At 67.4% G+C, this 21,236-nt stretch carries 16 protein-coding genes; 8 read left to right on the top strand and 8 right to left on the bottom strand.

Features of this window, described 5'->3' with window-relative positions:
- Nucleotides 1–345 precede the first annotated feature (345 nt).
- Nucleotides 346–1,893 carry a hypothetical protein gene (locus ASC93_RS18145; RefSeq protein ID WP_157201993.1) on the top strand — a complete coding sequence of 516 codons (1,548 nt, stop codon included), beginning with the start codon at nucleotides 346–348 and terminating at the stop codon, nucleotides 1,891–1,893.
- Between the two features lie 48 nt (nucleotides 1,894–1,941).
- Here the strand turns inward: ASC93_RS18145 and ASC93_RS18140 are convergent, their stop codons facing one another.
- Nucleotides 1,942–3,177, bottom strand: a complete 1,236-nt coding sequence (locus ASC93_RS18140; protein ID WP_056445337.1) for an MFS transporter — start codon at nucleotides 3,175–3,177, stop codon at nucleotides 1,942–1,944.
- Nucleotides 3,178–3,266: 89 nt separating this feature from the next.
- On the opposite strand from ASC93_RS18140, the gene ASC93_RS18135 reads away from it, so the two are divergent.
- Nucleotides 3,267–4,058 carry a helix-turn-helix domain-containing protein gene (locus ASC93_RS18135; protein WP_056445334.1) on the top strand — a complete coding sequence of 264 codons (792 nt, stop codon included), beginning with the start codon at nucleotides 3,267–3,269 and terminating at the stop codon, nucleotides 4,056–4,058.
- A gap of 1 nt (nucleotide 4,059) precedes the next feature.
- Here the strand turns inward: ASC93_RS18135 and ASC93_RS18130 are convergent, their stop codons facing one another.
- Nucleotides 4,060–4,668, bottom strand: coding sequence for a GNAT family N-acetyltransferase (locus ASC93_RS18130; RefSeq protein WP_200958358.1), 609 nt, complete (start codon nucleotides 4,666–4,668; stop codon nucleotides 4,060–4,062).
- Nucleotides 4,669–4,765: 97 nt separating this feature from the next.
- Nucleotides 4,766–5,224, bottom strand: coding sequence for a nuclear transport factor 2 family protein (locus ASC93_RS18125; protein ID WP_056445329.1), 459 nt, complete (start codon nucleotides 5,222–5,224; stop codon nucleotides 4,766–4,768).
- A gap of 247 nt (nucleotides 5,225–5,471) precedes the next feature.
- Between ASC93_RS18125 and ASC93_RS18120 the strand changes: the two genes are divergently transcribed.
- Nucleotides 5,472–7,979: a TIM-barrel domain-containing protein gene (locus tag ASC93_RS18120; RefSeq protein WP_082548140.1), complete on the top strand. Its 2,508-nt coding sequence runs from the start codon at nucleotides 5,472–5,474 to the stop codon at nucleotides 7,977–7,979.
- Here ASC93_RS18120 and ASC93_RS18115 read toward each other — a convergent pair.
- Both ASC93_RS18115 and ASC93_RS18110 read right to left on the bottom strand, forming a co-directional pair.
- Nucleotides 7,963–9,414, bottom strand: a complete 1,452-nt coding sequence (locus ASC93_RS18115) for a Ppx/GppA phosphatase family protein (protein WP_056445323.1) — start codon at nucleotides 9,412–9,414, stop codon at nucleotides 7,963–7,965. The two genes, ASC93_RS18120 and ASC93_RS18115, sit on opposite strands and share 17 nt — an antisense overlap.
- Before the next feature lie 74 nt (nucleotides 9,415–9,488).
- The gene (locus ASC93_RS18110) at nucleotides 9,489–11,168 is read right to left on the bottom strand and encodes an alkaline phosphatase family protein (RefSeq protein ID WP_056445320.1); all 1,680 of its coding nucleotides are present in this window, start codon (nucleotides 11,166–11,168) and stop codon (nucleotides 9,489–9,491) included.
- Between the two features lie 119 nt (nucleotides 11,169–11,287).
- Here ASC93_RS18110 and ASC93_RS18105 point away from each other — a divergent pair, with 119 nt between their 5' ends.
- Nucleotides 11,288–12,001, top strand: a complete 714-nt coding sequence (locus tag ASC93_RS18105; RefSeq protein WP_056445317.1) for a hypothetical protein — start codon at nucleotides 11,288–11,290, stop codon at nucleotides 11,999–12,001.
- Nucleotides 12,002–12,020: 19 nt separating this feature from the next.
- On the opposite strand, the gene ASC93_RS18100 is transcribed toward ASC93_RS18105, so the two are convergent.
- Entirely contained in the window at nucleotides 12,021–12,944 is a 924-nt protein-coding gene (locus tag ASC93_RS18100; protein ID WP_056445314.1) for a LysR family transcriptional regulator, read from the bottom strand.
- Between the two features lie 111 nt (nucleotides 12,945–13,055).
- Between ASC93_RS18100 and ASC93_RS18095 the strand changes: the two genes are divergently transcribed.
- Nucleotides 13,056–13,802 (top strand): SDR family oxidoreductase, encoded by a 747-nt coding sequence (locus tag ASC93_RS18095; RefSeq protein ID WP_157201992.1) that lies wholly within the window; start codon nucleotides 13,056–13,058, stop codon nucleotides 13,800–13,802.
- 123 nt (nucleotides 13,803–13,925) lie between these two features.
- On the opposite strand, the gene ASC93_RS18090 is transcribed toward ASC93_RS18095, so the two are convergent.
- A complete protein-coding gene (locus ASC93_RS18090) occupies nucleotides 13,926–14,945 on the bottom strand; it encodes a LacI family DNA-binding transcriptional regulator (protein ID WP_056445308.1) in 1,020 nt (339 codons plus the stop codon).
- Between the two features lie 185 nt (nucleotides 14,946–15,130).
- Between ASC93_RS18090 and ASC93_RS18085 the strand changes: the two genes are divergently transcribed.
- From ASC93_RS18085 to ASC93_RS18075, 3 genes are read left to right on the top strand one after another with little or no spacing between them, the layout of a single operon-like run.
- Nucleotides 15,131–16,468, top strand: a complete 1,338-nt coding sequence (locus tag ASC93_RS18085; RefSeq protein ID WP_056445306.1) for a GH1 family beta-glucosidase — start codon at nucleotides 15,131–15,133, stop codon at nucleotides 16,466–16,468.
- A 50-nt stretch (nucleotides 16,469–16,518) separates the two neighbouring features.
- Nucleotides 16,519–17,559, top strand: a complete 1,041-nt coding sequence (locus ASC93_RS18080; protein ID WP_082548139.1) for a glucokinase — start codon at nucleotides 16,519–16,521, stop codon at nucleotides 17,557–17,559.
- Nucleotides 17,546–18,913, top strand: a complete 1,368-nt coding sequence (locus ASC93_RS18075; RefSeq protein ID WP_082548138.1) for an MFS transporter — start codon at nucleotides 17,546–17,548, stop codon at nucleotides 18,911–18,913. The genes ASC93_RS18080 and ASC93_RS18075 overlap by 14 nt, the downstream gene beginning before the upstream one ends.
- 47 nt (nucleotides 18,914–18,960) lie before the next feature.
- Here ASC93_RS18075 and ASC93_RS32620 read toward each other — a convergent pair whose 3' ends face one another.
- Entirely contained in the window at nucleotides 18,961–20,961 is a 2,001-nt protein-coding gene (locus tag ASC93_RS32620; RefSeq protein ID WP_056445298.1) for a methyl-accepting chemotaxis protein, read from the bottom strand.
- Nucleotides 20,962–21,236 lie beyond the last annotated feature (275 nt).

Below are 21,236 nucleotides of genomic sequence, written 5' to 3'. Positions count from 1 at the left end.
TCGAACCGACCGGGCATCGGCCGCTCATGGTGCGCATCCCCGATCGGTGCCTTGCCCAAGGAGGACGGCCAGTATGTCGCCGCCTTTGCCGGCAGCGGTGGAATGGCGGCGTTATCGCGATAATCGTATGTCGACGCCAATTGTTTTCGGACTGAGACCATTATAAAAAATTTTCTATCGGAATTTTTCGATGGTCCTTGTATCTTTTATCGCACACAAAAAAATATTCTGCGATCGGCGGATTGATTAGGCAATAGACTGACGCTGAACGAATTTAAAAATCTCGATACATAAAATTATTTAGACTGCGCAATAGTTACTCTTCAATAAAATGAGGAGCCGTTTATGCATCGCGCTTATGCGCTCGCCGTTTCGGAAATTTCTCTCACGAAGCATGGAGCGAAAATGAAATCGCATATCGAGACATGGCTGCTGTGCGTTATCGCAAGCGTATTTTTGTTCGGCTGCGCATCGGATCGTCCATATCGAACGCGGCTGGTAGATGTTGGCGACGTCGAATGCCCGCTCCATTCTGCCGGAACGCTTGAAAGGTGCTCGAATGTCACGCCCGAGACGGGGCAAGGTTATGAACTTCATTTCGTGGAATTCGACGATCAGGGCTGGATGCCAACGCTCGACAACGAATCGCCGACTGCGGGAAATACATCACAAAACCAGATCGATCATTTGATGAATCGCCTGGACAAATTACTGGATGAAAATAGCAGCTACCTGAACATCATTGTGTACGTCCACGGGTGGAAACATGACGCCCGCAGCGACGATAGCGACGTGGAACGTTTCAGGCAAGTGCTGGCCTCGGCACGAACGCTGGAGAGAGGCGGCAAGGACAATCCGAGAAAAGTGGTCGGCATCTATGTCGGTTGGCGCGGAAAATCGTGGAACCTGCCAGGACCGCTGATCAATCTCAGTTTTTGGTCGCGGAAAGCGGCCGCCCTGCGGGTTTCCCACGGAACGGTACAGGAACTCTTTGCCCGCCTGCGGACCGTTCAGCAATATTACAATAGCCGTACCGCCAGCCCCGACTGCGCGACACCCCGGGAAGGGAGGTTGACGACCGGCGGCTGCAGGGTGCGGACATTGATGATCGGGCACAGCTTCGGCGCCTGGATCCTGTATTCGGCAATGTCCGGGCAGATCATGGCGACGCTGAACGCGGAACGGGACCTGGACGCGCAACTGGATCAGCACGGAAAGGACGATACCACCGGGCGGGAACATGCAGCGAAAGGCGTCGCCAACCGGCGTCCGGCAGAAATGATCGTCCTCATCAACCCAGCGTTCGAAGCGGTACGATATCAGCCCGTCCATCAGGCCGCGATCAATTACAAGAACCGGGTCGCGCAACCGCCGATACTCGTCACGATCACGTCGACCGCCGATCTCGCAACGAAAGATGCGTTCCCGGCCGGTCGTTTTCTCAACAGCATCTTTGAACGCCCGGTCACTTCCGAAGAACAGAATGAAGCCATGACACACACGCATGGCCATATCGAGCTGTATCAAACCCATGAATTAATCAGGATCGCTTCCGAACCGTGCCCGGGCTGGCAAAAACCGGGGCCGTTGAGTTCCAGCGACAAGGACCAAATCCTGAAGAACAAGGCAATCGAAGTCGAAAATTCCGCGCGGTTTTTCAACCAATACACGCAGGACAACGGTTTGCTGAGGCCGTGGGTCCGGGATTTTTGCGGCGGCGTGCGACTCGTCCAGCTGAAGCAATCGGACCCAAGGCAAAATCGCGACCCTAATTCGCTGGTATGGAATATACGAACCGATGCCAGCCTGATCCCCGGACACTCTGAAATCATGGGGGACGAGTTTCTGGAATTCGTCCGGCAGTTGTATGACGATACCGAGCTCCAACACTGACGGGGTCGCGCGCCAGCGCGCGACGACCTCGCGGATGCCGAACACCAGTCAGGCGTTCTGCAGGCGCGCGCCGCGCGTTCCGCCGCCGACGCCGACCGCCGTCGCGATCGCCAGTGCCTGGAACAGCGCGATCCCGGCGAACACCCAGCCGGGATGCCCCGCGTCCATCACGAGCCCGAACATGGCCGGCCCCACGGACAGGCCGCTGTCGAGACCCGAATAGACGACGCCGTACACGCGCCCGGTGGCGTTCTTCGGCGCGGCCGCGCGGATCATCAGGTCGCGCGACGGTCCCGCCACGCCCGAGAAGAAGCCGATGAGCGCCATCAGCGGCAGCGCCAGCCAGTCCGGCACGACGGCCGCGCCCAGCAGCAGCGCCAGCGCGGCGGCCACGGCGAAGGCGATGGCGACCGTGCGGTCGTGGTCCTGGCGGCCCGCGCCGGTCGCACGCACGCCCACGAAGCCGCCCAGCAGCATGCCGACGGCGGACGCCAGCATGTATGCGGTGTACGCGCCGGTCGCCAGCGCGCGCGAGATGCCGTACAACTGCATCAGGCCGATCGACGCGAACGCCTGGATGCCGCCCAGCGACACCGCCGTCAGGAAGAAGAACGCGAAGCACATCCACACGGCGCGCAGGCGCAGGAAGGACAACGTGCCGGCGCCCTCCCCGGCAGCGTCGATGGACGCCGCGGCCGGCTTCGGTTCCGGACGCAGGTGCGCGCGGTTCAGGAACAGGATGCCCAGCACGCAGAACGGCAGGATCGCGGCGTACGCGAGCGCCATGCGCCAGCTGGACAGCGCGGCGACCGTCGTCATGAACAGCGGCGCCGCTGCCCAGCCGATATTGCCGCTGATGCCGTGCACGGAAAAGCCGTGCGCCAGGCGGGCGCGCGAGACGCGCTGGTTCAGCAGCGTGTAGTCGGCCGGGTGGAAGATGCTGTTGCCGACGCCGGCCAGCAGCGCGCCGGCCATCAGCGCCGCGTAGCTGCCGGCCGCCGACAGCACGAGCGCCGACAGGCCCAGCATCGCCATGCCGAAGAACAGCACACGGCGCGCGCCCACGCGGTCGACGACGAAGCCGGCCAGCGCCTGGCCGACGCCGGACACGACGAAGAACGCCGTCAGCAGCAACCCCAGCTCCGCATAGCTGAGACCGAACGCGGGCTTCAGCCAGGGAAACAGCGCGGCCAGGATCAGGTGATAAAAGTGCGACGTGCCGTGGGCCAGGCCGACCAGGCCGATCACGCGCGCGTCGCTGCGCAGGGTGCTGTCTTGGGACATATTGACTCCAGAAGAAAAGACCAGTGTAGGCAAACCGACCACGTCTGAATTACGATAGCAGGACAAAATTTGTCGAGAACCGGACATCCATGAGCATCCCCGTCGTGCACCATACGCAGCCCTTGCCGGACTGCTTCGATCCGACGCCCGAGCGCCCCGTCACGCTGACGGCGCGCGACCTGGAAGCCGCCGACAACGTGGCGCCCCATACGCATCCGTTCGGCCAGCTCACGTATGCGCGCGAGGGCGTGATCCGCCTGACGGCGGCCGGCAGCAGCTGGATCGTGCCGCCGTCGCGCGCCATCTGGACCGCGCCCGGCGTCGTGCACGAGGTCACGGTGCTCGAACCCGTGCGGCTGCGGCCGGTACGCATCCACGCCGCGCGCACGCCGTTCCCCGGCGAGGATTGCCGCGTGCTGGACGTGTCGACCCTGCTGCGCGAGCTGATCCTCGCGCTGGAACAGCTGCCGCCTTTGGCACCGTCGGCGCGCGCGAGCCTGCTGTCGGAACTGATGCTGGACGAGCTGGCGCGCGCGCCCGCGCTGCCGATCCGCGTGCCGCTGCCGCGCGACAAGCGCCTGCAGAGCCTGTGCGAGCGCCTGCTCGACGAGCCCGGCGCCGCGCACACGCTGGCGGACTGGGCGCGCCAGGTCGGCGCGTCCGAACGCACGCTGGCGCGGTTGTTCGAAAAAGAGCTGGGGATGCCGTTCAGCCAGTGGCGCCAGCAGGTGCGCCTGGCGCACGCGGCGCCGCTGATCGCGCGCGGCATGCCGCTCGCGCGCGTGGCGGAACAACTGGGCTATACGAGCCAGTCGGCCTTTTCGCACATGTTCCGCAAGACGTTCGGCTGTTCGCCGTCGGCGTTTTTCGCGCAGCGCTGATTCAGGCCGGCCCGGCCGCGCCCAGCCGCCGCTCCAGGCGCGCCCGGACGTCGGGCCAGTCGAGGTCCGTCACGGCGAACAGCACGCTGTCGCGCACGTGTCCGGTCCACGTCACGCGCTCGCGGCGCAGCACGCCTTCGCGCACGGCGCCCAGCCTGGCGATGGCGGCCTGGCTGCGCACGTTGCGGGCGTCCGTCAGCAGCTCGACGCGGCGCATGCCGGCGGCGAAGGCGTGGGCCAGCATCAGGTATTTCGCTTCCGCGTTGACGAGCGTGGCGCGCGCGTCCGGGTGCACGAAGGTGCCGCCGATCTCGACGGTCTGGCGCGTGGGCTTGATGTTCAGGAAGCTGGTGGTGCCCACGATGGCGCCCGTCGCGGCATGGCGGATGGCATACGCGATCCAGCCGCCCTGCGCGACCTGGCCGTTGAGAGCGCGCCAGAAGGCGTCGAAGTCAGCGCCCTGCCCGTTGATCGCGAACAGGCGCCACGCGTCGGGATCGCAATCGAGCGCGGCCCGGACCGGTTCGCGCAGCGTTTCGTCGAACGGTTCCAGCCGCACGTGCCGGCCCGCGAGGGCGATGTTGTTCAGGGTAAGCGGATCGGCCGTCATGGGCATGCGAACGAAGTCGAAGTGCCGCATGATAACAGAATGACAAAACGAAACGGCCGCGCCCGGGGGCGCGGCCGCGTGCCTGGAAGAATGGCGGTCAATGGATGGCCGGACGCGCAGCGCCCTTGCCGGCAGCCGCGCCGGCGCCGGCGCCCTGCGGCCGGTAGGCCTGCGCGGCCCTGTAGGTATCGTCGTATTCCTTGAAGCTGGCGATCTTGCCGCCGGCGACACGGAAGACGTGACACCAGTCGCTGCTGAACTCGGCACCCGTGGCCTTGACGGTGAACGTGCCGTGCCCGAGCACGATGACCTGGTCACCCTGGCCGATGAACTGGTCCGGCCTGAATTCGCGCGGCTCCTGGCATTCGGCCATGACGCGGAAGAAGTCGGCGACCTGGTCCACGCCGCGGCGTTTGCCGGTGAACGGGATGCCCTCCACTTCGGGCAGCTCCCACTCGATGTCCTGCGCGAGCAGGCCGATGAGGCGCTGGATGTCCCCTTTGTCGTAAGCGTCGTACGCCTGTTTGAGCAGGCCGATGTTTGCTTGCTCGTTCATGATCCTCTCCATGAATATCCGATGATCGGACTTCCAGTATCGCCTCCGGCCAGCGGAATGCAATGGTGGGCGGGCAAGCGCGCAAATTAGGCGCGGATCATGAACGCTTGACGGCTGTGTGCACAACGCCCTCCCGCTGTTGCGCGAGGGCGGCAATGGTCGAGCTCGGCATCGATTGTATTTGATATATAATAAACAAACTATACTTTTGCCAAACCCCTTTCCCCACCCGATCCCTGGAGCGACGATGAGATTTCGCTTGTACGCCTGCCGGCTTTTGTTCCCACTGCTGGCCTTTGCCGGTCACGCGGCCGCCGCGTCGCTCGAGCAGATACGCACGCGTCCCGACGGCGTCGAGGCCACCCTCGACGGCACCCGCTTGCGCGTGCTGTTCGTGACGGACCGCATCGTGCGCGTCAGCGCCACGCCCAATCCGCAGTGGTCCAACCGCACGAGCATGATGCGCGTGCCGGTGCGGGAGAAGCCGGGGCCCATCGACGTGACCCGGGACGCCTCTGCGCTGACCTTGCGCTCGGCCGCGCTGTCGGTCACGCTGGACCGCGCCAGCGGCGCCCTGACCCTGCGCGACCGCGCCGGGCGGGTGTTCCTGCGCGAAGACCCGACGGCGCCGCGCAGTTTCACGCGCACCGACGTGATCAAGTCGGTGCCGGATCCGGCCACCGTGCGGTCGGTGCAGACCGTGGACGGCGAGCGCCAGCAGGTGGGCGCCTACCGCCAGGCGAAGGACCGCGAAGCGTGGCGCGCGCAGGTGCGCTTCAGGTTGAGCGACGACGAAGGGCTGTATGGCCTGGGCCTCGACGAAACCGCCGACCTGAACCTGCGCGGCACGAGCAAGCGCCTGTACCAGCACAACCTGCGCGTGGTCGTGCCCTTCCTGGTCTCCACCCGCGGCTACGGACTGCTGTTCGACAGCTACAGCGCCATGACGTTCGCCGATGGCCCGACGGGCACGTCGATCGGCAGCGACGTCGTCGACGACCTCGATTACTACATCGTGCTCGGACCGTCGATGGACGGGGCGATCGCCGGCTTCCGCCAGTTGACCGGCGCCGCCGCGATGCTGCCGCGCTGGGCCTACGGCTACATCCAGTCGAAGGAGCGCTACACGACGCAGCAGGAAGTGGTGGACACGGTGCGCCAGTTCCGGGAGCGCAAGATTCCCCTGGACCTCATCGTGCAGGACTGGAACTACTGGCAGCCCGGCCGCTGGGGCAGCCCGGTGCCGGACCCGGAGCGCTACCCGGACATCCAGGCCATGACGTCCGCCGTGCACGCGCTGAACGCCAAGGTCATGATTTCGATCTGGCCCAACCCCAGTCCGCTCGATCCGCCGGGCCGGGCCATGCAGGACCGCGGCTTCTTCAGCAGCGGCAGCGGCTACGTGGACTTCCTGCGGCCCGACGCGGCCGACTTCTACTTCGACCAGGTGTGGGACGTGCTGGGACGCCATGGCATCGATGCCTGGTGGACCGATTCGACCGAACCCGAAGTGGCCGACTGGAACGGTGCGGCGCGCGCCGCCGGCGCCGACCAGCAGAACATCGATGGCCTGGCCAGGGTGATCGATCCCGAATGGTTGAACGCGTATGGGCTGGCCAACTCCCAGGGGCTGGCGCGCTTCTGGCGCCGCCGCGCGCCGGACAAGCGCACCGTCGACCTGACCCGCTCCGGCTATCCGGGCAGCCAGGCCGTCGGCGCCGTCATCTGGAGCGGCGACATCTCGGCCAACTGGCGCACGCTGGCCCGGCAGGTCGCGACCATGCAGCGCTTCAGCGCGTCGGGCCTGCCCAACGTCACCTTCGACATCGGCGGCTTCTTCGTGAAAGGCGGCGGGCAATGGTTCCGTCAAGGCGACTACCCGCAAGGCGTGGACGACCTCGGCTACCGCGAACTGTACACGCGCTGGATGCAAGCCGGCGCCTTCATGCCGATGTTCCGCAGCCATGGCACGGACACGCCGCGCGAGCCCTGGCAGTTCGGCGCGCCGGGCACGCCTTTCTACGACGCGATCCTGGCCGCGATCCGGCTGCGCTACCGCATGCTGCCCTACCTGTACTCCGAGGCTGGCCATGCCTACCTGGACGGCGGTTCGCTGATCCGTCCGGTCGCCTTCGGCTATCCGCAAGACCCGCGCACGCATGACCTGAAGGGCGAAATGCTGTTCGGGCAGGGCATCCTGGTCAGCCCGGTCGTGGCGCCCATGTACTACGGGGCCAATTCCACGCCGGTCGACGGGCCCAGGACGGCCCGGGTCTATCTGCCGCGAGGAACCTGGTTCGACTTCTGGACCGGCGAGCCCCACCGGGGCGGACGGACGATTACCGTCGATGCGCCGATCGACCGCATGCCGATCCACGTGCGGGCCGGCACCGTGCTGCCGTTGGGCCCGGTCAAGCAGTTCGCCGACGAGACCGTCGATGCGCCGATCGAGGTGCGTGTGTATCCGGGCGCAGACGGCACGTACACGCTGTACGACGACGCCGGTGAAGGCCATGCGTACCAGGACGGCGAATACGCCGAGATTCCCCTGCGCTGGAACGACGCGGCCCGCACCCTGACCATCGGCGCGCGCCGGGGCCATTATGCCGGCATGCAACGCGAGCTCAAGTTCAAGCTGGTCGTCGTCGGCCCGCATGCGGGACATGGCCTGGACGATGCGCCGGACGCCACGGCCACGGTGACGTACGGCGGCGCTGCCGTCCGGATTCCGCTGGCGTCTACGTCGTCACGCTGAACGGCACCCCGACGTCATCCCAGGCCGACGCTTCCTTTTCGAACCACGCGGCCACGGTCGGATGCTGGCGCAGCCAGCCGCGCGGCGTCTCGATGTCGATGCGGCCCTTCATGCGCAGGCGGACGGCGTCGACGTCGTCGTCCACGCGCGCATGCATGAACACGGCCGCCAGGCGCAGCGCCAGCACGGCCTTGGCCAGGTCGGGCACACCCAGCACCTCGCGCACCTTGCGCAGGTTGCCCTTCTGGCCCAGCACGATCAGGCTCATGAGGCGCTGTTCGCGCGCCGTGAAGCCCGGCAGGTCGGCGTGCTCGACGATGTACGCGGCGTGCTTGTGCGCGCCCGTGTGCGACACGGATTGCCCCACCTCGTGCAGCAGCGCGCTGCGCAGCAGGTGGTGGACGACGCCCTCGTCCTGCGGCGACAGCTTGTCGAACAGCTTCTTCGCGATGGCGGCCGTGCGCGCGGCGCGCTCGATGTCGACGCCGAAGCGGCGCATGCAGTCCTGGATGGCCAGGTCACGGCGGTCGTGGCGGTTGGCGCGCAGTTCCAGGTCGGACAGCACCCCGAGGCGCAGGCCGGCGTTAATCGCCGTCATGGCGGGCACGCCCAGTTCCTGCATCACGCCGATCAGGATGGAGAGACCGCCCGTCATCACGATCACGCGCTCGCGTTTCACGCCCGGCAGGTCGAATGCGTCGACGTGGCCGAGTTCGATCAGCCGGTCGCGCAACGCCAGCAGGCTCGCCAGCGACATCGTACCGTCGCCGAGCCGGTTGCGCGAAATCACTTCGTGTATCGCGCGCATGGTGCCCGAGGAGCCGTAGACGGCGTCCCAGCCGTGCTTGCGGTACTGGTCGGCCGCGTCTTCGAACTGGGCACGGGCCGCGTTGACGGCCGTCTCGAACGCGTCCGCGCTGATGTGGCCGCCGTGGAAATACGCCGCGCTCTGCGGATGCGTGCCGATGCTGAACGATTCGACGAGGTGAATGTCGTCGCCGTGCGCCGCGATGACTTCGGTGGAGCCGCCGCCGATGTCGATCACGAGCCGCCGCTCGGCGCGCCGGCCCAGCGCGCGCGCGACCCCCATGTAGATCAGGCGCCCTTCTTCCTCGCCGGAAATGATCTCGATGGGATGGCCGATCGCCTCTTCCATGCGCGGCAGCACGTCGGCGGCATTGCTGGCCACGCGCATCGTGTTGGTCGCGACGACGCGCACCGCATCGAGGCGGAACTGGCGCAGGATGCCGCTGAAGTCGCGCAAGGTGCGCAGGGCCGTCTCCACGGCGGCGTCGCCCAGTGCGTTGTCCGGACCGAGGCCGGCCGCGAGGCGGATCGGGTCGCGCGCCGTGCGCACGATGTGGATCTGGCCCGCGATCGGCTCGCCGATGTGGAGGCGGAAGGAATTGGAGCCGAGGTCGACTGCTGCGTACATGGATGGGCCCGGAGTAAGTGGCGTTGACCGCAGTATAGCGGCCAGCGGGTCCGCCGCGTCGCCCGGCGCCGCCGTCAACGCAGCGCCTCGGTCAGCGCGCGCCCTTCCGCGCCCGCCGGACGACGCACGTGCAGGATCTGCGCCAGCGTCGGCGCGATGTCCACGACCTCGGCATACCCGGCCTGCTCGCCCGGACGGATCCAGCGCTTGCCCATGATCAGCAGCGGCACCGACGTGTCGTACTGCCAGGGCGTGCCGTGGCTGGCGCCCGACGTGCCGCTGCTGAAGATCGTGTACGGCGTCGTCACGACGAGCAGGTCGCCGGACAGCGCGCGGTTCCAGGCCCGCTGCATCAGCGTGCCCAGGCGCGACTTCGAGGCGACGCCCTGCTCCAGCTGCGTGCGCGTGAAGACCTCCGCAATGCCCGGCTGCGCGAGCAGGAAGCGGGCGGCGGCGTTTTCCACGTCGGCACGGGCGAGGCCGCGGCGCTCGATGGCGGCATAGTCCAGGTGGATCTCCGGCAACAGCGACGTCTTGACCAGCCTGGCGACGCCGAAACGCTCGGCCAGCTGGGCGTCCAGCGTGTCCAGCAGCGCCTTCGGGTTCACGCGCAGCGCGTCCGCGTGCTGCGTGCGGGCGAACTCGGCCGTGTTGGCGAAGCCGTGGTCGGCCGTCAGCACGACGAGCACATTGTCCATGCCGACGCGCTTGTCGAGGAACGTGAAGAACCGCGCGATCTGGCGGTCGACCTGTTGCAGGTGGTCGTGCGACATGCGGCTTTCCGGGCCGTAGGCATGGTTCACGTAATCGTGGCCGGACAGGCTCACGCCCAGCAGGTCCGTCGCACCGGTCGGATTGCTGCCCAGCCGTTCGCCGTCCACGGCGGCCTCGGCGAATTCCAGCGTCAGCGCGTCGACGGCCGGACTCTTCTTCAAGCGGACGTAATAATCGGACGCCGGCTTGCCGCTCTCGCTGTAGAACGTGAACGGGAAGCGGTTCGGACTGGACGTTGTCGCGGCCGGGTACGGCGCGTCGTCGGCATAGGCCTTGTCGTCCAGCAGCGGCGTCCACGACTTGGCGTAGTAGCGGTCCTGCGGCTTCGCGGCGCGGAAGCGCTCGGCCCAGGCGGGATACTGGTCCATGTAGTATGTGCTGGTGGCGAAATCGCCCGTCTTGTCCATGTACATGTACGCCGTGCCGGTCTTGCCGGCGAGCAGGATGGCGCCGCGGTCCTTGCCGGACACGGTCACGACCTTGCTGCGGTTGCCGCTCGCGTAGCGCAGCTGGTCGCCGAGGGTGTCCACGCGCAGGTTCGCGGGCGACGTGCCGTCGTGCGCGTCCGTGTCTTCGTCGATGTAGTGGTAGCGGGTGTCCTCGGTGCAGTAGACCTGCCGGCCATCCGGCGCGATCCAGTTGTTCCCGATGATGCCGTGGCGGTAAGGATAGGCGCCCGTCAGCACGGCCGAGTGGCCAACGGCCGTCACCGTGATGCCGTGGGCCTGGTGCGCGTCCGTGAACGACGCGCCCTGCTCCAGCAGGCGGCGCAGGCCGCCGGGGCCGAACTGGTCGCGGTAGCGCTGCACCTGCTCGGACGGCAGGCCGTCGATGACCATCACGACCACCAGCTTCGGCGGTTTCACCTGCGTCGCGACAGTCGCCGGCCTGGGGGGCTGCGCGGCGGATGCGGGCCCGGGCAGCCACAGCGTGGCGCACGTGATCAGGGTGAGCGAAGTCTTCAGCCAGGAGGGTCGCATGCGGTCGGTCTTTCGGTCGGGTTGCGGGTTATTGGCAATCGTACATTGTATGAAGGCTAAATGTCAGTGGCGTGACAGTGCGTGAGCTTTGCGCCGGATGCGCTTGCTAGAATCGCCGGATGCTCATCACCACTGTCCGTCCGGGCCGGCGCGGCCCCGCGCTCGGCTGGGGCATCAGCCTGCTCGTCCACGCGCTGCTGGCCGCGTGGCTGCTGCACGCGCCGCCGCCGCGTCGAGACGACGGGCCGGCGACGACGCGCATCGACTTCGTGCTCGTGCCGGCGCGCGCCGTCCCGCCCACGTCCGCACCCGCGCTGGCCCCGGCGACACCGACGCCAGCCGCTCCGCGGCGGCGGCGCAAAATGGAACCGGCGATGCCGCGCGCCGCCGTCGCGTCCACGACACGTGCGGCGCCCGCAGCCGTCGCTGCGCCCGTGACCGCTGCCGCGCCCGCAGCCATCGTCGTGCCCGCGACCGCTGCCGCGCCAACGGCCGTCGTCGTGCCCGCGACCAGTACCGCGTCCGACGCCCTCGCCGGCACGGCGGCCGCCGCCGCACCGGCACCACCGGACGACGCGTCCGTCTTCGACATGGCCGCCGCCCGCGGCATCGCCCGCGCGGCCGCGCGCGAGGACGGCCGCGGTCTCGTCGCGCTGCCGAAACGGCCGCCGCCCACGCTCGATCCGGGCCGCGAGGCGCGCGAGGACCAGCTGGCGCGCGGCATCGCGCGCAGCAGCCGCAACGATTGCCGCACGGCCTACGCGGGCCTGGGCCTGCTGGCCGTCCTGCCCTTGTTGAAAGATGCCGTGACGGGCAGCGGCTGCAAGTGGTAGCGCGGCCGCGCGGCCGGCGTCAGCCGGTGAAGTGCGCGGCCAGCCCCAGTTCGCGGAAGCGCTCGACGACGAAGTCGACGAACACCCGCGTCTTGGCCGGCAGCAGGCGCCGGCTCGAATAGTAGAGGAACAGCGGCCCCGTCTCCGCATACCAGTCCGGCAGGATGCGCACCAGCCGTCCATCGGCCAGCAGCGGCCCCGCGTGCGGCGCCGGCAGCAGCGCGATGCCGAGTCCCGCCGCAGCCGCGTGCGCCATCGCTTCCGGATCGTCCAGTACGGCCACGGGCCGGCATTCGTACGGCGCCACGCCGCCGGCGTCGTCGCGCAGGGTGAGCGCCTGCAGCCGGCCGGAGCGGATCGAACGGCGCGCGATGCCGTCGTGCGCGGGCAGGTCGTCGGGATGCCGCGGCGTGCCGCACCGCGCCAGGTAGTCGGGCGACGCCGCGAGCACGATGCGCACGCGCGCCAGCTCGCGCGCGACGACGCCCTGCGGCAGCTCGACGCCGCCGCCGATGGCCACGTCGAAGCCTTCCGCGATCAGGTCGACCTGGCGGTTATCGAAATGCAGGTCGGGCAGCACCTCGGGATAGCGGCGGCGGAATTCCGCCAGCATCGGCACGAAGTGCATGCGCCCGACGGCCGGCGCCATCGCCACCTTCAACGGTCCGGCCGCGTGGTTGGCGCCCTGGCGCACGACGGCCATCGCGTCCTGGATGCGGTGCCACGGCTCGGCCACCTCGCGCAGCAGTTGCTCACCCTCTTCCGTCAGGCTCAGCTTGCGGGTGCTGCGCCGGAACAGGCGCACGCCGAGGCTCGCCTCCAGCCGGCCGACGTTCTTGCTGACGCCCGCCGGCGTGAGGCCGAGGCGGCGCGCGGCGGCGGAAAAGCCGCCGTCCTCGGCGCTGTAGATGAAGGAATCAAGGTGGACGAAAGCGTCGCTCATGGGGACCTTTAACCTGTAGTTGAAAGTCTTATGCGTTCTGGCCGGCTAGTTTGAACCGGGAGTTGGAATGATACTGCATCCATCAACCACCCCAACCGAATGGAGAACAGCATGGCAACCACGCATTTCGAACACAAAGTCGCTTTCGTCACCGGCGGTTCGCGCGGCATCGGCGCCGCCATCGTCGAGCGCCTGGCGCGGGACGGCGCGGCCGTCGCGTTCACGTATCAATCGTCGGACGCCGCCGCGCAAGAGCTCGCCGGACGCATCGAGGCCGCCGGCGGCCGCGCCCTGGCCCTGCGCGCCGACGTGGCCGACGCGCAGGCGCTGACGGCCGCCATCGACGCGGCCGTCGCCAAATTCGGCCGGCTGGACATCCTCGTCAACAATGCGGGCGTGTTCCTCGGCGGCCACGTGACGGAATTTTCGCTCGCGGATTTCGACAAGACGGTCGCCGTCAACCTGCGCGCCGTGTTCGCCGCCACGCAGGCGGCCGTGCGCCACCTGGGCGAGGGCGGGCGCGTCATCAACATCGGCAGCACGAACGCGCTGCGCGTGCCGTTCGCCGGCGCCGCCGTCTATGCGATGAGCAAATCGGCGCTGACGGGCCTCGTGAAAGGCCTCGCGCGCGACCTCGGCCCGCGCGGCATCACCGTCAACAACGTGCTGCCGGGCCCCGTCGACACGGACATGAACCCGGCCGACACGGACTTCGGCAAGTCGCTGCACGCCTTCATGGCATTGCCGCGCCACGGCCGGCCGCAGGAGATCGCGTCGATGGTGGCGTGGCTGGCCAGCCCCGAAGCGGGATTCGTGACGGGTGCGGACCTGGCGGTGGACGGCGGCTTCGCTGCCTGAAACCGGAGCCAACGAACCGGGATCAGCAATGAACCGGGGTCAGAGCCCGATTTTGGGTAATTTCCAAAAACCGGGCTCTGACCCCGAATTGTCGACCCCGAATTGTCGACCCCGGATTGTCGATCAGTCGATCTGCTTGACGGACTCGCGCACGACGAGGTTCAGCTGCGGCACCTCGATGTCGAGCGTCTCGTGCCCGATCATCTTGACGATGGCGCGACCCAGGCACTTGCCGACGTCGAACAGCGGCTGGCGCACGGTGGTCAGCGGCGGCGTCGTGTACATGGAGCTGTGCAGGTCGTCGAAGCCGATCACGGAGATGTCTTCCGGGACGCGGATGCCGCGCCGGTACAGCGCCAGGCGCGCGCCGTACGCCGTCAGGTCGTTGGCGCAGAAGATCGCGGAAAAGCGCTGCTTCGATTCGAGCAGGCGCTCGACCGCCAGCAGGCCGCCCGATTCCTGGAAGTCGCCGCCCACGATCAGCTGCTGCTGTTCCTTGATGCCGTGCTTGGCCAGCGTGTCGCGGTAGCCGGCCAGGCGGGCCAGCGCATCCTGGTGGTCGGACGGACCCGTGATGAACGCGATGTTGCGGTGGCCCTGCGCGATCAGGTGGCCCACCGCCTCGCAGGCGCCCCAGTAGTTATCGAGGCAGAAGCCGTACGCGCGCGGCGCGCTCAGGTCGCGGCCGAAGGCGACGATGGGCACGCGCTGCGACAGTTTCAGGATCTGCGCATCCTTCAGCTTGCCGCTCAGGATCACGAGGCCGTCCACGCGGCGCGCGATCAGCAGTTCGATGCGCTCGGCCTCCTCGTCCGCATGCCAGTGGCCCGAGACGATCAGCGGCGCGTAGCCCGTCCCCTGCAGCGCTTCGTCGATGCCCGCCATCGCGTCGGCGAAATAGCCCGACACGAGCGACTGCGTCAACACGCCGATGGTGCGCGAACTGCCCGTCTTGAGGTTCTGCGCCAGCACGTTCGGCTTGTAATTGAGCTTTTCGATGACGCTTTCGATGGCCTGGCGCTTTTCCTCCGACACCTTGGCGGTGCCGTTCAGGAAGCGCGACACCGTCGCCGCCGACACGCCCGCCACACGGGCGACCTCGTGGACGGTGACCATCTGCGGGCTGCTGGAATCCTTTTTCATGCGTTTCGGCCTGGTTCTTCTACACGGCAATTGCCGCGAAGCTCGTGAATATACACCAGGACATGCCGGTTTGACATGTGGCGGGCGGCTTGCAGGGAAAAAATCTATTTGACACCCGGGCAATGGCGCATGTACGATGAAATCGATTTCAGAAGTTTCAACCCACAACGACCAACCGAAGCATCATGACCGACTCCATCCGCTTTCCTTCCAACTTCACGTGGGGCGTCGCCACCAGCGCCTTCCAGATCGAAGGCGCCTTTGACGCCGACGGCAAGGGCCCTTCGATCTGGGATACGTTCTCGCACGACGCCGCCAACATCATCGACGGCAGCAATGGCGACGTGGCCTGCGACCACTACCACCGCTATCGCGAAGACGTCGCCCTGATGGCGTCGCTGGGCGTGGGCGCCTACCGCTTCTCGATGGCGTGGAGCCGCGTGCAGCCGACCGGCAAGGGCGCGTGGAACGAGGCGGGTTTCGATTTCTACACGCGCCTGCTGGACGCGCTGGACGAAAAAGGCATCGCCGCGCACATCACGCTGTACCACTGGGACCTGCCGCAGGGCCTGCAGGATGACGGCGGCTGGATGGCGCGCGACACGGCGCACCGCTTCGCCGACTACGCGGCCGAGGTGGCGCGCCGCTACGGCAACCGCGTGGCCAGCATCGCCACGCACAACGAGCCGTGGTGCACGGCGAACCTCGGCTACGGCAACGGCCAGTTCGCGCCCGGCGTCGCGGACAAGAAACAGGCGATCCAGGTGTCGCACCACCTGCTACTTTCGCACGGCCTGGCCATGCAGGCGATGCGCGCCGTGAATCCGAGCGCGCAACTGGGCATCGTGCTGAACCAGTGGACCGCCGAACCGGCCACCGACACCGAAGCGGACCGCCGCCTCGCCGCGCTCGAATGGGCCAATTCCATCGAGTGGTTCATGGACCCGATCTTCAAGCGCCGCTATCCGGCCCTGTCGCTGGAAGCGCACGGCGCCGACGCGCCCACCGTGCACGCGGGCGACTTCGACGTCATCGCCCAGCCGCTCGACTTCCTCGGCGTGAACTACTACCGCCGCGAAGTGATGAGCGCGGACGTCCCGCCGAAGAAGCCCGAAGGCGGCATGGGCTTCACCGACATGGGATGGGAAATCTATCCGCAGGGCCTGACGGACCTGCTCGTGCAGCTGAAACAGGAGTACCCCGACCTGCCGCCGGTGTACATTACGGAAAACGGCATGGCCTCGGTCGACGCGATCGAGGGCGGCCAGGTCAACGACACCCAGCGCCTGGACTACGTCCGCACCCACCTCGAGGCCCTCAAGGCCGCGATGGACCAGGGCGTCGACGTGCGCGGTTACTTCCTGTGGAGCCTGATGGATAATTTTGAATGGAATTCCGGCTATGCCAAGCGCTTCGGCATCGTCTACGTCGACTACGCCACGCAGCAGCGCACGCCCAAGGCGAGCGCGCTCTGGTACCGCGATTTCATCGCCGGCCAGCGCGATGCGCTACGCGCGGCCTGACCTGCCGCGGACAAGAACAACAGGAGACCGAGCAAGACATGAGGGACACCATGGATGATGTGCTTTTCGGCGGCGCCCGCCTGCTGGCCGACATCGGCGGCACCAACGCCCGCTTCGCATTGCAGCGCGGCCCCGGCCGCATCGAGGAAATCGCGACGCTGGCCTGCGCCGCCCACCCGACGTTCACCGACGCCGTGCGCGCCTACCTGGCGCGCCACCCCGGCGCCGCGCGCGAAGTGCGCCACGCCGTGATCGCGATCGCGAATCCGGTCGAAGGCGATTTCGTCAAGATGACCAACCACCACTGGCAGTTCTCGATCGACGCCGCGCGCCGCGACCTCGGCCTCGACACGCTGCTCGTCGTGAACGACTTCGCCGCGCTGTCGATGTCGGTGCCCGGCCTCGCGGACGCGGACCTCGAACAGGTCGGCGGCACCCGCGTCAGCCCCGACGCCGTGATCGGCCTCGTGGGCGCGGGCACCGGTCTCGGCGTCGGCGGCGTGATCCCGGCCGGCGGCCGCTGGACCGTACTGCCCAGCGAAGGCGGCCACGTCGCCTTTTCGCCGTCCAACGCGCGCGAACAGGCGGTGCTCGCGTACTGCTGGACCAAGTGGAACCACGTGTCGGCCGAACGCCTGATCTCGGGTCCGGGCCTGGCGACGATCCACGAGGCGCTGTGCGCCATCGACGGCATCGAAGGCGATGCCCTCGAACCGGCGCAGGTCGTCGAGCGCGGCCTGGCGGGCGACGCGCTGTGCGCCGAAGTGCTGGACATCTTCTGCGGCGCGCTCGGCACGATGGCCGCGAACGTGGCCGTGACCTTGTGCGCGCGCGGCGGCATCTACATCGGCGGCGGCGTCGTGCCGCGCCTGGGCGGGTTCTTCGCCAAGTCGTCGTTCCGCGCCCGCTTCGAGAACAAGGGCCGCTTCACCGACTTCTGCAAGCAGATCCCCGTATACGTGATCCACGCGCCCTACCCTGCCCTGGCCGGCGCCGCCGCGATGCTGGACCAGCAGCTCGTCGACGCCCGCGCCGCGGCCCAGCGCGCACCGATCGACTCCGTCACGGCGGCCCATCATGCGCACGCCTGAGCGCATCCGCCACCCGCTGCTGTGGGTGCCCACCGGGTACTTCACGATGGCGATGGGCTACGTCATGCTGACCAGCGTGACCGCCATCATGTTCAAGAACATCGGCATGGACAATGCGCGCGCCGCCGCGTATTCGAGCTTCCTGATCTTCGCCTACACCGCGAAACCGCTGTTCGCGCCGTTCGTCGAGATGTACCGCACGAAGAAGTTCTTCGTGCTGCTGATGCAGGTGCTGATCGCGCTGGGCTTCGCCGGCGTCGGGCTGGCGATGAGCATGCCGAACTGGATGGTGCTGATGCTGTCCATGTTCGTCCTGATGTCGTTCATCGGCGCGACGCAGGACATCGCCAGCGACGGCGTCTACGTCACATCGCTCGACCCGCGCACGCAGGCCCTGTACTGCGGCGTGCAGAGCCTGTCGTGGAACGTCGGGCCGATCGTGGCGTCCGGCTTCCTCGTCTACCTGAGCGGGCGCCTGCACACGGACGTGTTCCACCATGACCCGAAGGTATTCGGGCCGGACTGGATGGACGCGTGGCGCGTGATCTTCTTCATCGTCGCCGGCCTCATCCTCCTGATGGCCGCCTGGCACGCGCGCGTGATGCCCGAGGGCGCGCGCGCGGAAAACACGCCGGCCAGCGTGCGCGGCGCCGCCGGCATCCTGTGGGATTCGTTCGTCACCTTCTTCCAGAAGCCCGACGTGTGGAAGATGGTCGCCTTCGCGTTCCTGTTCCGCTTCAGCATCGGCATGCTGGAAAAGATCGGGCCCTTCTTCATGGTCGATTCACCCGCGAAGGGAGGACTCGGCCTGTCCAACGAGAGCCTGGGCATCATCTACGGCACCTGGGGCCTGATCGCGGTGCTCGTCGGCTCCCTGCTGGGCGGGATGTTCGTCGCGAAGCGCGGCCTGAAACGCACGCTGTTCATCCTGTGCTGCGCCGTCAACATTCCCAACCTGACGTTCCTGGCGATGAGCATCGCCCTGCCCTCCAACGCGTGGACGATCGCGGCCGGCGTCATCGTCGAGAAGTTCTTCTTCGGCTTCGGCTCCGTCGGCTACATGATCTACCTGATGCAGCAGCTCGCGCCGGGCAAGTACACGACGACGCACTACGCCTTCGGCACGGGCCTGATGGGCTTGTGCATGCTGGTCACGGGCACGATCAGCGGCGTGCTGCAGGAATACCTGGGCTACGTCAGCTACTTCGTCGCCGTCATGATCGCGACGATCCCGTCGTTCCTCGCGACGTGGTTCGCGCCGTTCCACCACGACGACGGCATGGACGCGGGCAGCGGCAGCGTCAAGGGCGCGCCGGCTGCGAACGACGCGAGCGCCAGTCACCACGCGGCCTGAGACCCAGGCCGTCATTTCCTGGCCGGGCCGATGCCCGGCCTTTTTTTTCAGGCCGCCAGCCTGACGACAGGCGCCGGCCGCCGGAGCGCCGCGCCCTGGCCTTGCACCTCCGGATCGTCGCCGGTATGGAAAACGCTCACGGTACGGGCCAGGTTGCGCGCCTGCTCATCCAGACTCGCGGCCGCCGCCGCCGCTTGCTCCACCAGAGCGGCGTTCTGCTGGGTGGTGTCGTCCAGGTTCGTAATGGCGTCGTTGACCTGGTGGATGGCCGCCGCCTGCTCACGCGACGCGACGACGATCTCCGACACGATGCCGGACACGCGCTGCACGCTGGACAGGATATCGTCCATCGACGCGCCGGCCTGGATCACCAGGCGGTTGCCCGTCTCGACGCGCTCGACGCTTTCGTCGATGAGCTGCTTGATCTCCTTGGCCGCCGCCGCGCTGCGCTGGGCCAGGCTGCGCACTTCGCCCGCCACCACCGCGAAGCCGCGGCCCTGCTCTCCCGCGCGCGCCGCCTCGACGGCGGCATTCAGCGCAAGAATATTGGTCTGGAAGGCGATACCGTCGATGACGCCGATGATGTCGACGATCCTGCGCGCGCTGGCGTTGATCGCTGCCATCGTCGCCACCACGTCGGTCACCACCTGACCGCCGCGCTCGGCCACGGCCGAGGCCTGGCGCGCTACCTGGTTGGCCTGGGCGGCATTCTCGGCGTTCTGCCGGACGGTGGCCGTGATCTCTTCCATCGACGCCGCCGTCTCTTCCAGGCTCGATGCCTGCGATTCGGTGCGCGCCGACAGGTCCGCGTTGCCATTTGCGATGTCGCCGGTCGTGGCGCCGATGGTGTCGACGCTGACCCGGACCTCGCGCACGATCTTGCGCAGGTTGTCGTTCATGCGCCCGAGGGAAGCCAGCAGCCGCGCGGTTTCATTGCGCCCCTCGGTGGCGAAGGCCGCCGTCAGATCGCCGGCGGCGACCCGTTCCGCGATCTCGACGGCATTGTTCAGCGGCTGCGTCACGGAGCGCGCGATCACGTAGAGCATCAGGCCGCCGAACGCGAACAGGGCGGCGACGGCGGCCAGCATGCCCAGACGGGTGCGGCGGAGGGCGGAAATCCTGGCGTCGAGCAGGCCGTTGAACTGCTCCGTGGCCTTGTCCGCGAACGCGTACTGGGCATCGATGGCGGCCGTGGTCAGCCTGACGTACTCCGGCCCGGAGAAAGTGAGCTGGTCCGCCTTCACGATCTGCCCCATGGCCAGTTGCATGGTCTGCTGCGCCTGCTCGCGCACGTGCCGCATCGGACCTTCCAGCGGCGCGGCCAGGGCCGGATTGGCGCGCGCGGCCTTGTCGAACTGGCGGCTGGTCTGGTGCAGCCGGTCGGCGACCCGCGCGACGATCGCGGACAGGGCCAACCGGTCTTCCGCGCTGGCGCTCTTCGTGGCCAGCATGCCGGCGCCCTTGGCCCGCATCTTGCCGAGTTCCTCCGACAGGTAAGGCAGCTGGTAATAAATCGCCTGGATCAGCTGGTAGGAATCGACGTCCGGGTCCAGGTCCAGGCCGTAGTGGTCGGCCACCTGGTCCTCGACCTCGAGCAGCTTGGGCACCAGGGCCGTGTGCCCCTCATAGCTCTCGGGCACCGAGATCGTGCGCGCGACCACGCGCCCGCGCAACGCTTCCCAGTCCCGGTTCGCGTCCGTCCACGCCTGGTCGAGGCGCGGATCGTGGAGGCCGGCGACGATCGCCGCCATGGCCGCGTAGTTGCCGTCCACCTCGCGCTGCTTCGCTTCGCGCTTCGGGACCGATTCCGCGACGCCGCCGACCACCAGTGCCGCCAGGCCGCGATGCTGCTGGGTCGTCTGGATCGCGGCGAGGATCGTGGCCACCGGCCTGCGCGCCTGGGCTTCGAGCTGCAGCGCGTCCAGCGCCTTGCCGGTCTCTTCCAGGTAGAGCGTGGCCGGGATGGCGGCGACGACGATGCCGACCACGCTCAGGATCGCGAATTTATGCCAGAGCAGCAGATGCTCGAGGCGTTGTTGTAAGCCCATGATGTTCTCTGTTGTAAGTAAGGTAACACGGCCGCGAAGGCGGCATGTATTTATTGTATCCTCAAGGAAACAATAAATACATGGCATCCGATGATGCTGTGTCGTGGCCTTTAAAATTTCCATTTAGTAAAAAAAATGGCTGTGTTCGCGATATTTCGGTAACCGAGCGCAGCCGCCCTTAGCCGAACCGGACCGCAGCGCACAGCAAATGCGCGGGCGTCGTCAGCCGCCGCGCATCCAGCAGTCGTTGCCACCCCGAATAATTGATCAAATAG

Origin of the sequence: Massilia sp. Root335 (genome assembly GCF_001425685.1) — a bacterium.
Taxonomy (GTDB): Bacteria; Pseudomonadota; Gammaproteobacteria; order Burkholderiales; family Burkholderiaceae_D; genus Telluria; species Telluria luteola.
This window is presented reverse-complemented; position numbering and strand designations above follow the sequence as displayed.

What these genes read in the sequence shown, in the direction of transcription:
- ASC93_RS18145 (WP_157201993.1), top strand. Translation starts at nt 346, where the DNA reads ATGCATCGCGCTTATGCGCTCGCCGTTTCGGAAATTTCTCTCACGAAG.
- ASC93_RS18140 (WP_056445337.1), bottom strand. Translation starts at nt 3,177, where the DNA reads ATGTCCCAAGACAGCACCCTGCGCAGCGACGCGCGCGTGATCGGCCTG.
- ASC93_RS18135 (WP_056445334.1), top strand. Translation starts at nt 3,267, where the DNA reads ATGAGCATCCCCGTCGTGCACCATACGCAGCCCTTGCCGGACTGCTTC.
- ASC93_RS18130 (WP_200958358.1), bottom strand. Translation starts at nt 4,668, where the DNA reads ATGACGGCCGATCCGCTTACCCTGAACAACATCGCCCTCGCGGGCCGG.
- ASC93_RS18125 (WP_056445329.1), bottom strand. Translation starts at nt 5,224, where the DNA reads ATGAACGAGCAAGCAAACATCGGCCTGCTCAAACAGGCGTACGACGCT.
- ASC93_RS18120 (WP_082548140.1), top strand. Translation starts at nt 5,472, where the DNA reads ATGAGATTTCGCTTGTACGCCTGCCGGCTTTTGTTCCCACTGCTGGCC.
- ASC93_RS18115 (WP_056445323.1), bottom strand. Translation starts at nt 9,414, where the DNA reads ATGTACGCAGCAGTCGACCTCGGCTCCAATTCCTTCCGCCTCCACATC.
- ASC93_RS18110 (WP_056445320.1), bottom strand. Translation starts at nt 11,168, where the DNA reads ATGCGACCCTCCTGGCTGAAGACTTCGCTCACCCTGATCACGTGCGCC.
- ASC93_RS18105 (WP_056445317.1), top strand. Translation starts at nt 11,288, where the DNA reads ATGCTCATCACCACTGTCCGTCCGGGCCGGCGCGGCCCCGCGCTCGGC.
- ASC93_RS18100 (WP_056445314.1), bottom strand. Translation starts at nt 12,944, where the DNA reads ATGAGCGACGCTTTCGTCCACCTTGATTCCTTCATCTACAGCGCCGAG.
- ASC93_RS18095 (WP_157201992.1), top strand. Translation starts at nt 13,056, where the DNA reads ATGGCAACCACGCATTTCGAACACAAAGTCGCTTTCGTCACCGGCGGT.
- ASC93_RS18090 (WP_056445308.1), bottom strand. Translation starts at nt 14,945, where the DNA reads ATGAAAAAGGATTCCAGCAGCCCGCAGATGGTCACCGTCCACGAGGTC.
- ASC93_RS18085 (WP_056445306.1), top strand. Translation starts at nt 15,131, where the DNA reads ATGACCGACTCCATCCGCTTTCCTTCCAACTTCACGTGGGGCGTCGCC.
- ASC93_RS18080 (WP_082548139.1), top strand. Translation starts at nt 16,519, where the DNA reads ATGGATGATGTGCTTTTCGGCGGCGCCCGCCTGCTGGCCGACATCGGC.
- ASC93_RS18075 (WP_082548138.1), top strand. Translation starts at nt 17,546, where the DNA reads ATGCGCACGCCTGAGCGCATCCGCCACCCGCTGCTGTGGGTGCCCACC.
- ASC93_RS32620 (WP_056445298.1), bottom strand. Translation starts at nt 20,961, where the DNA reads ATGGGCTTACAACAACGCCTCGAGCATCTGCTGCTCTGGCATAAATTC.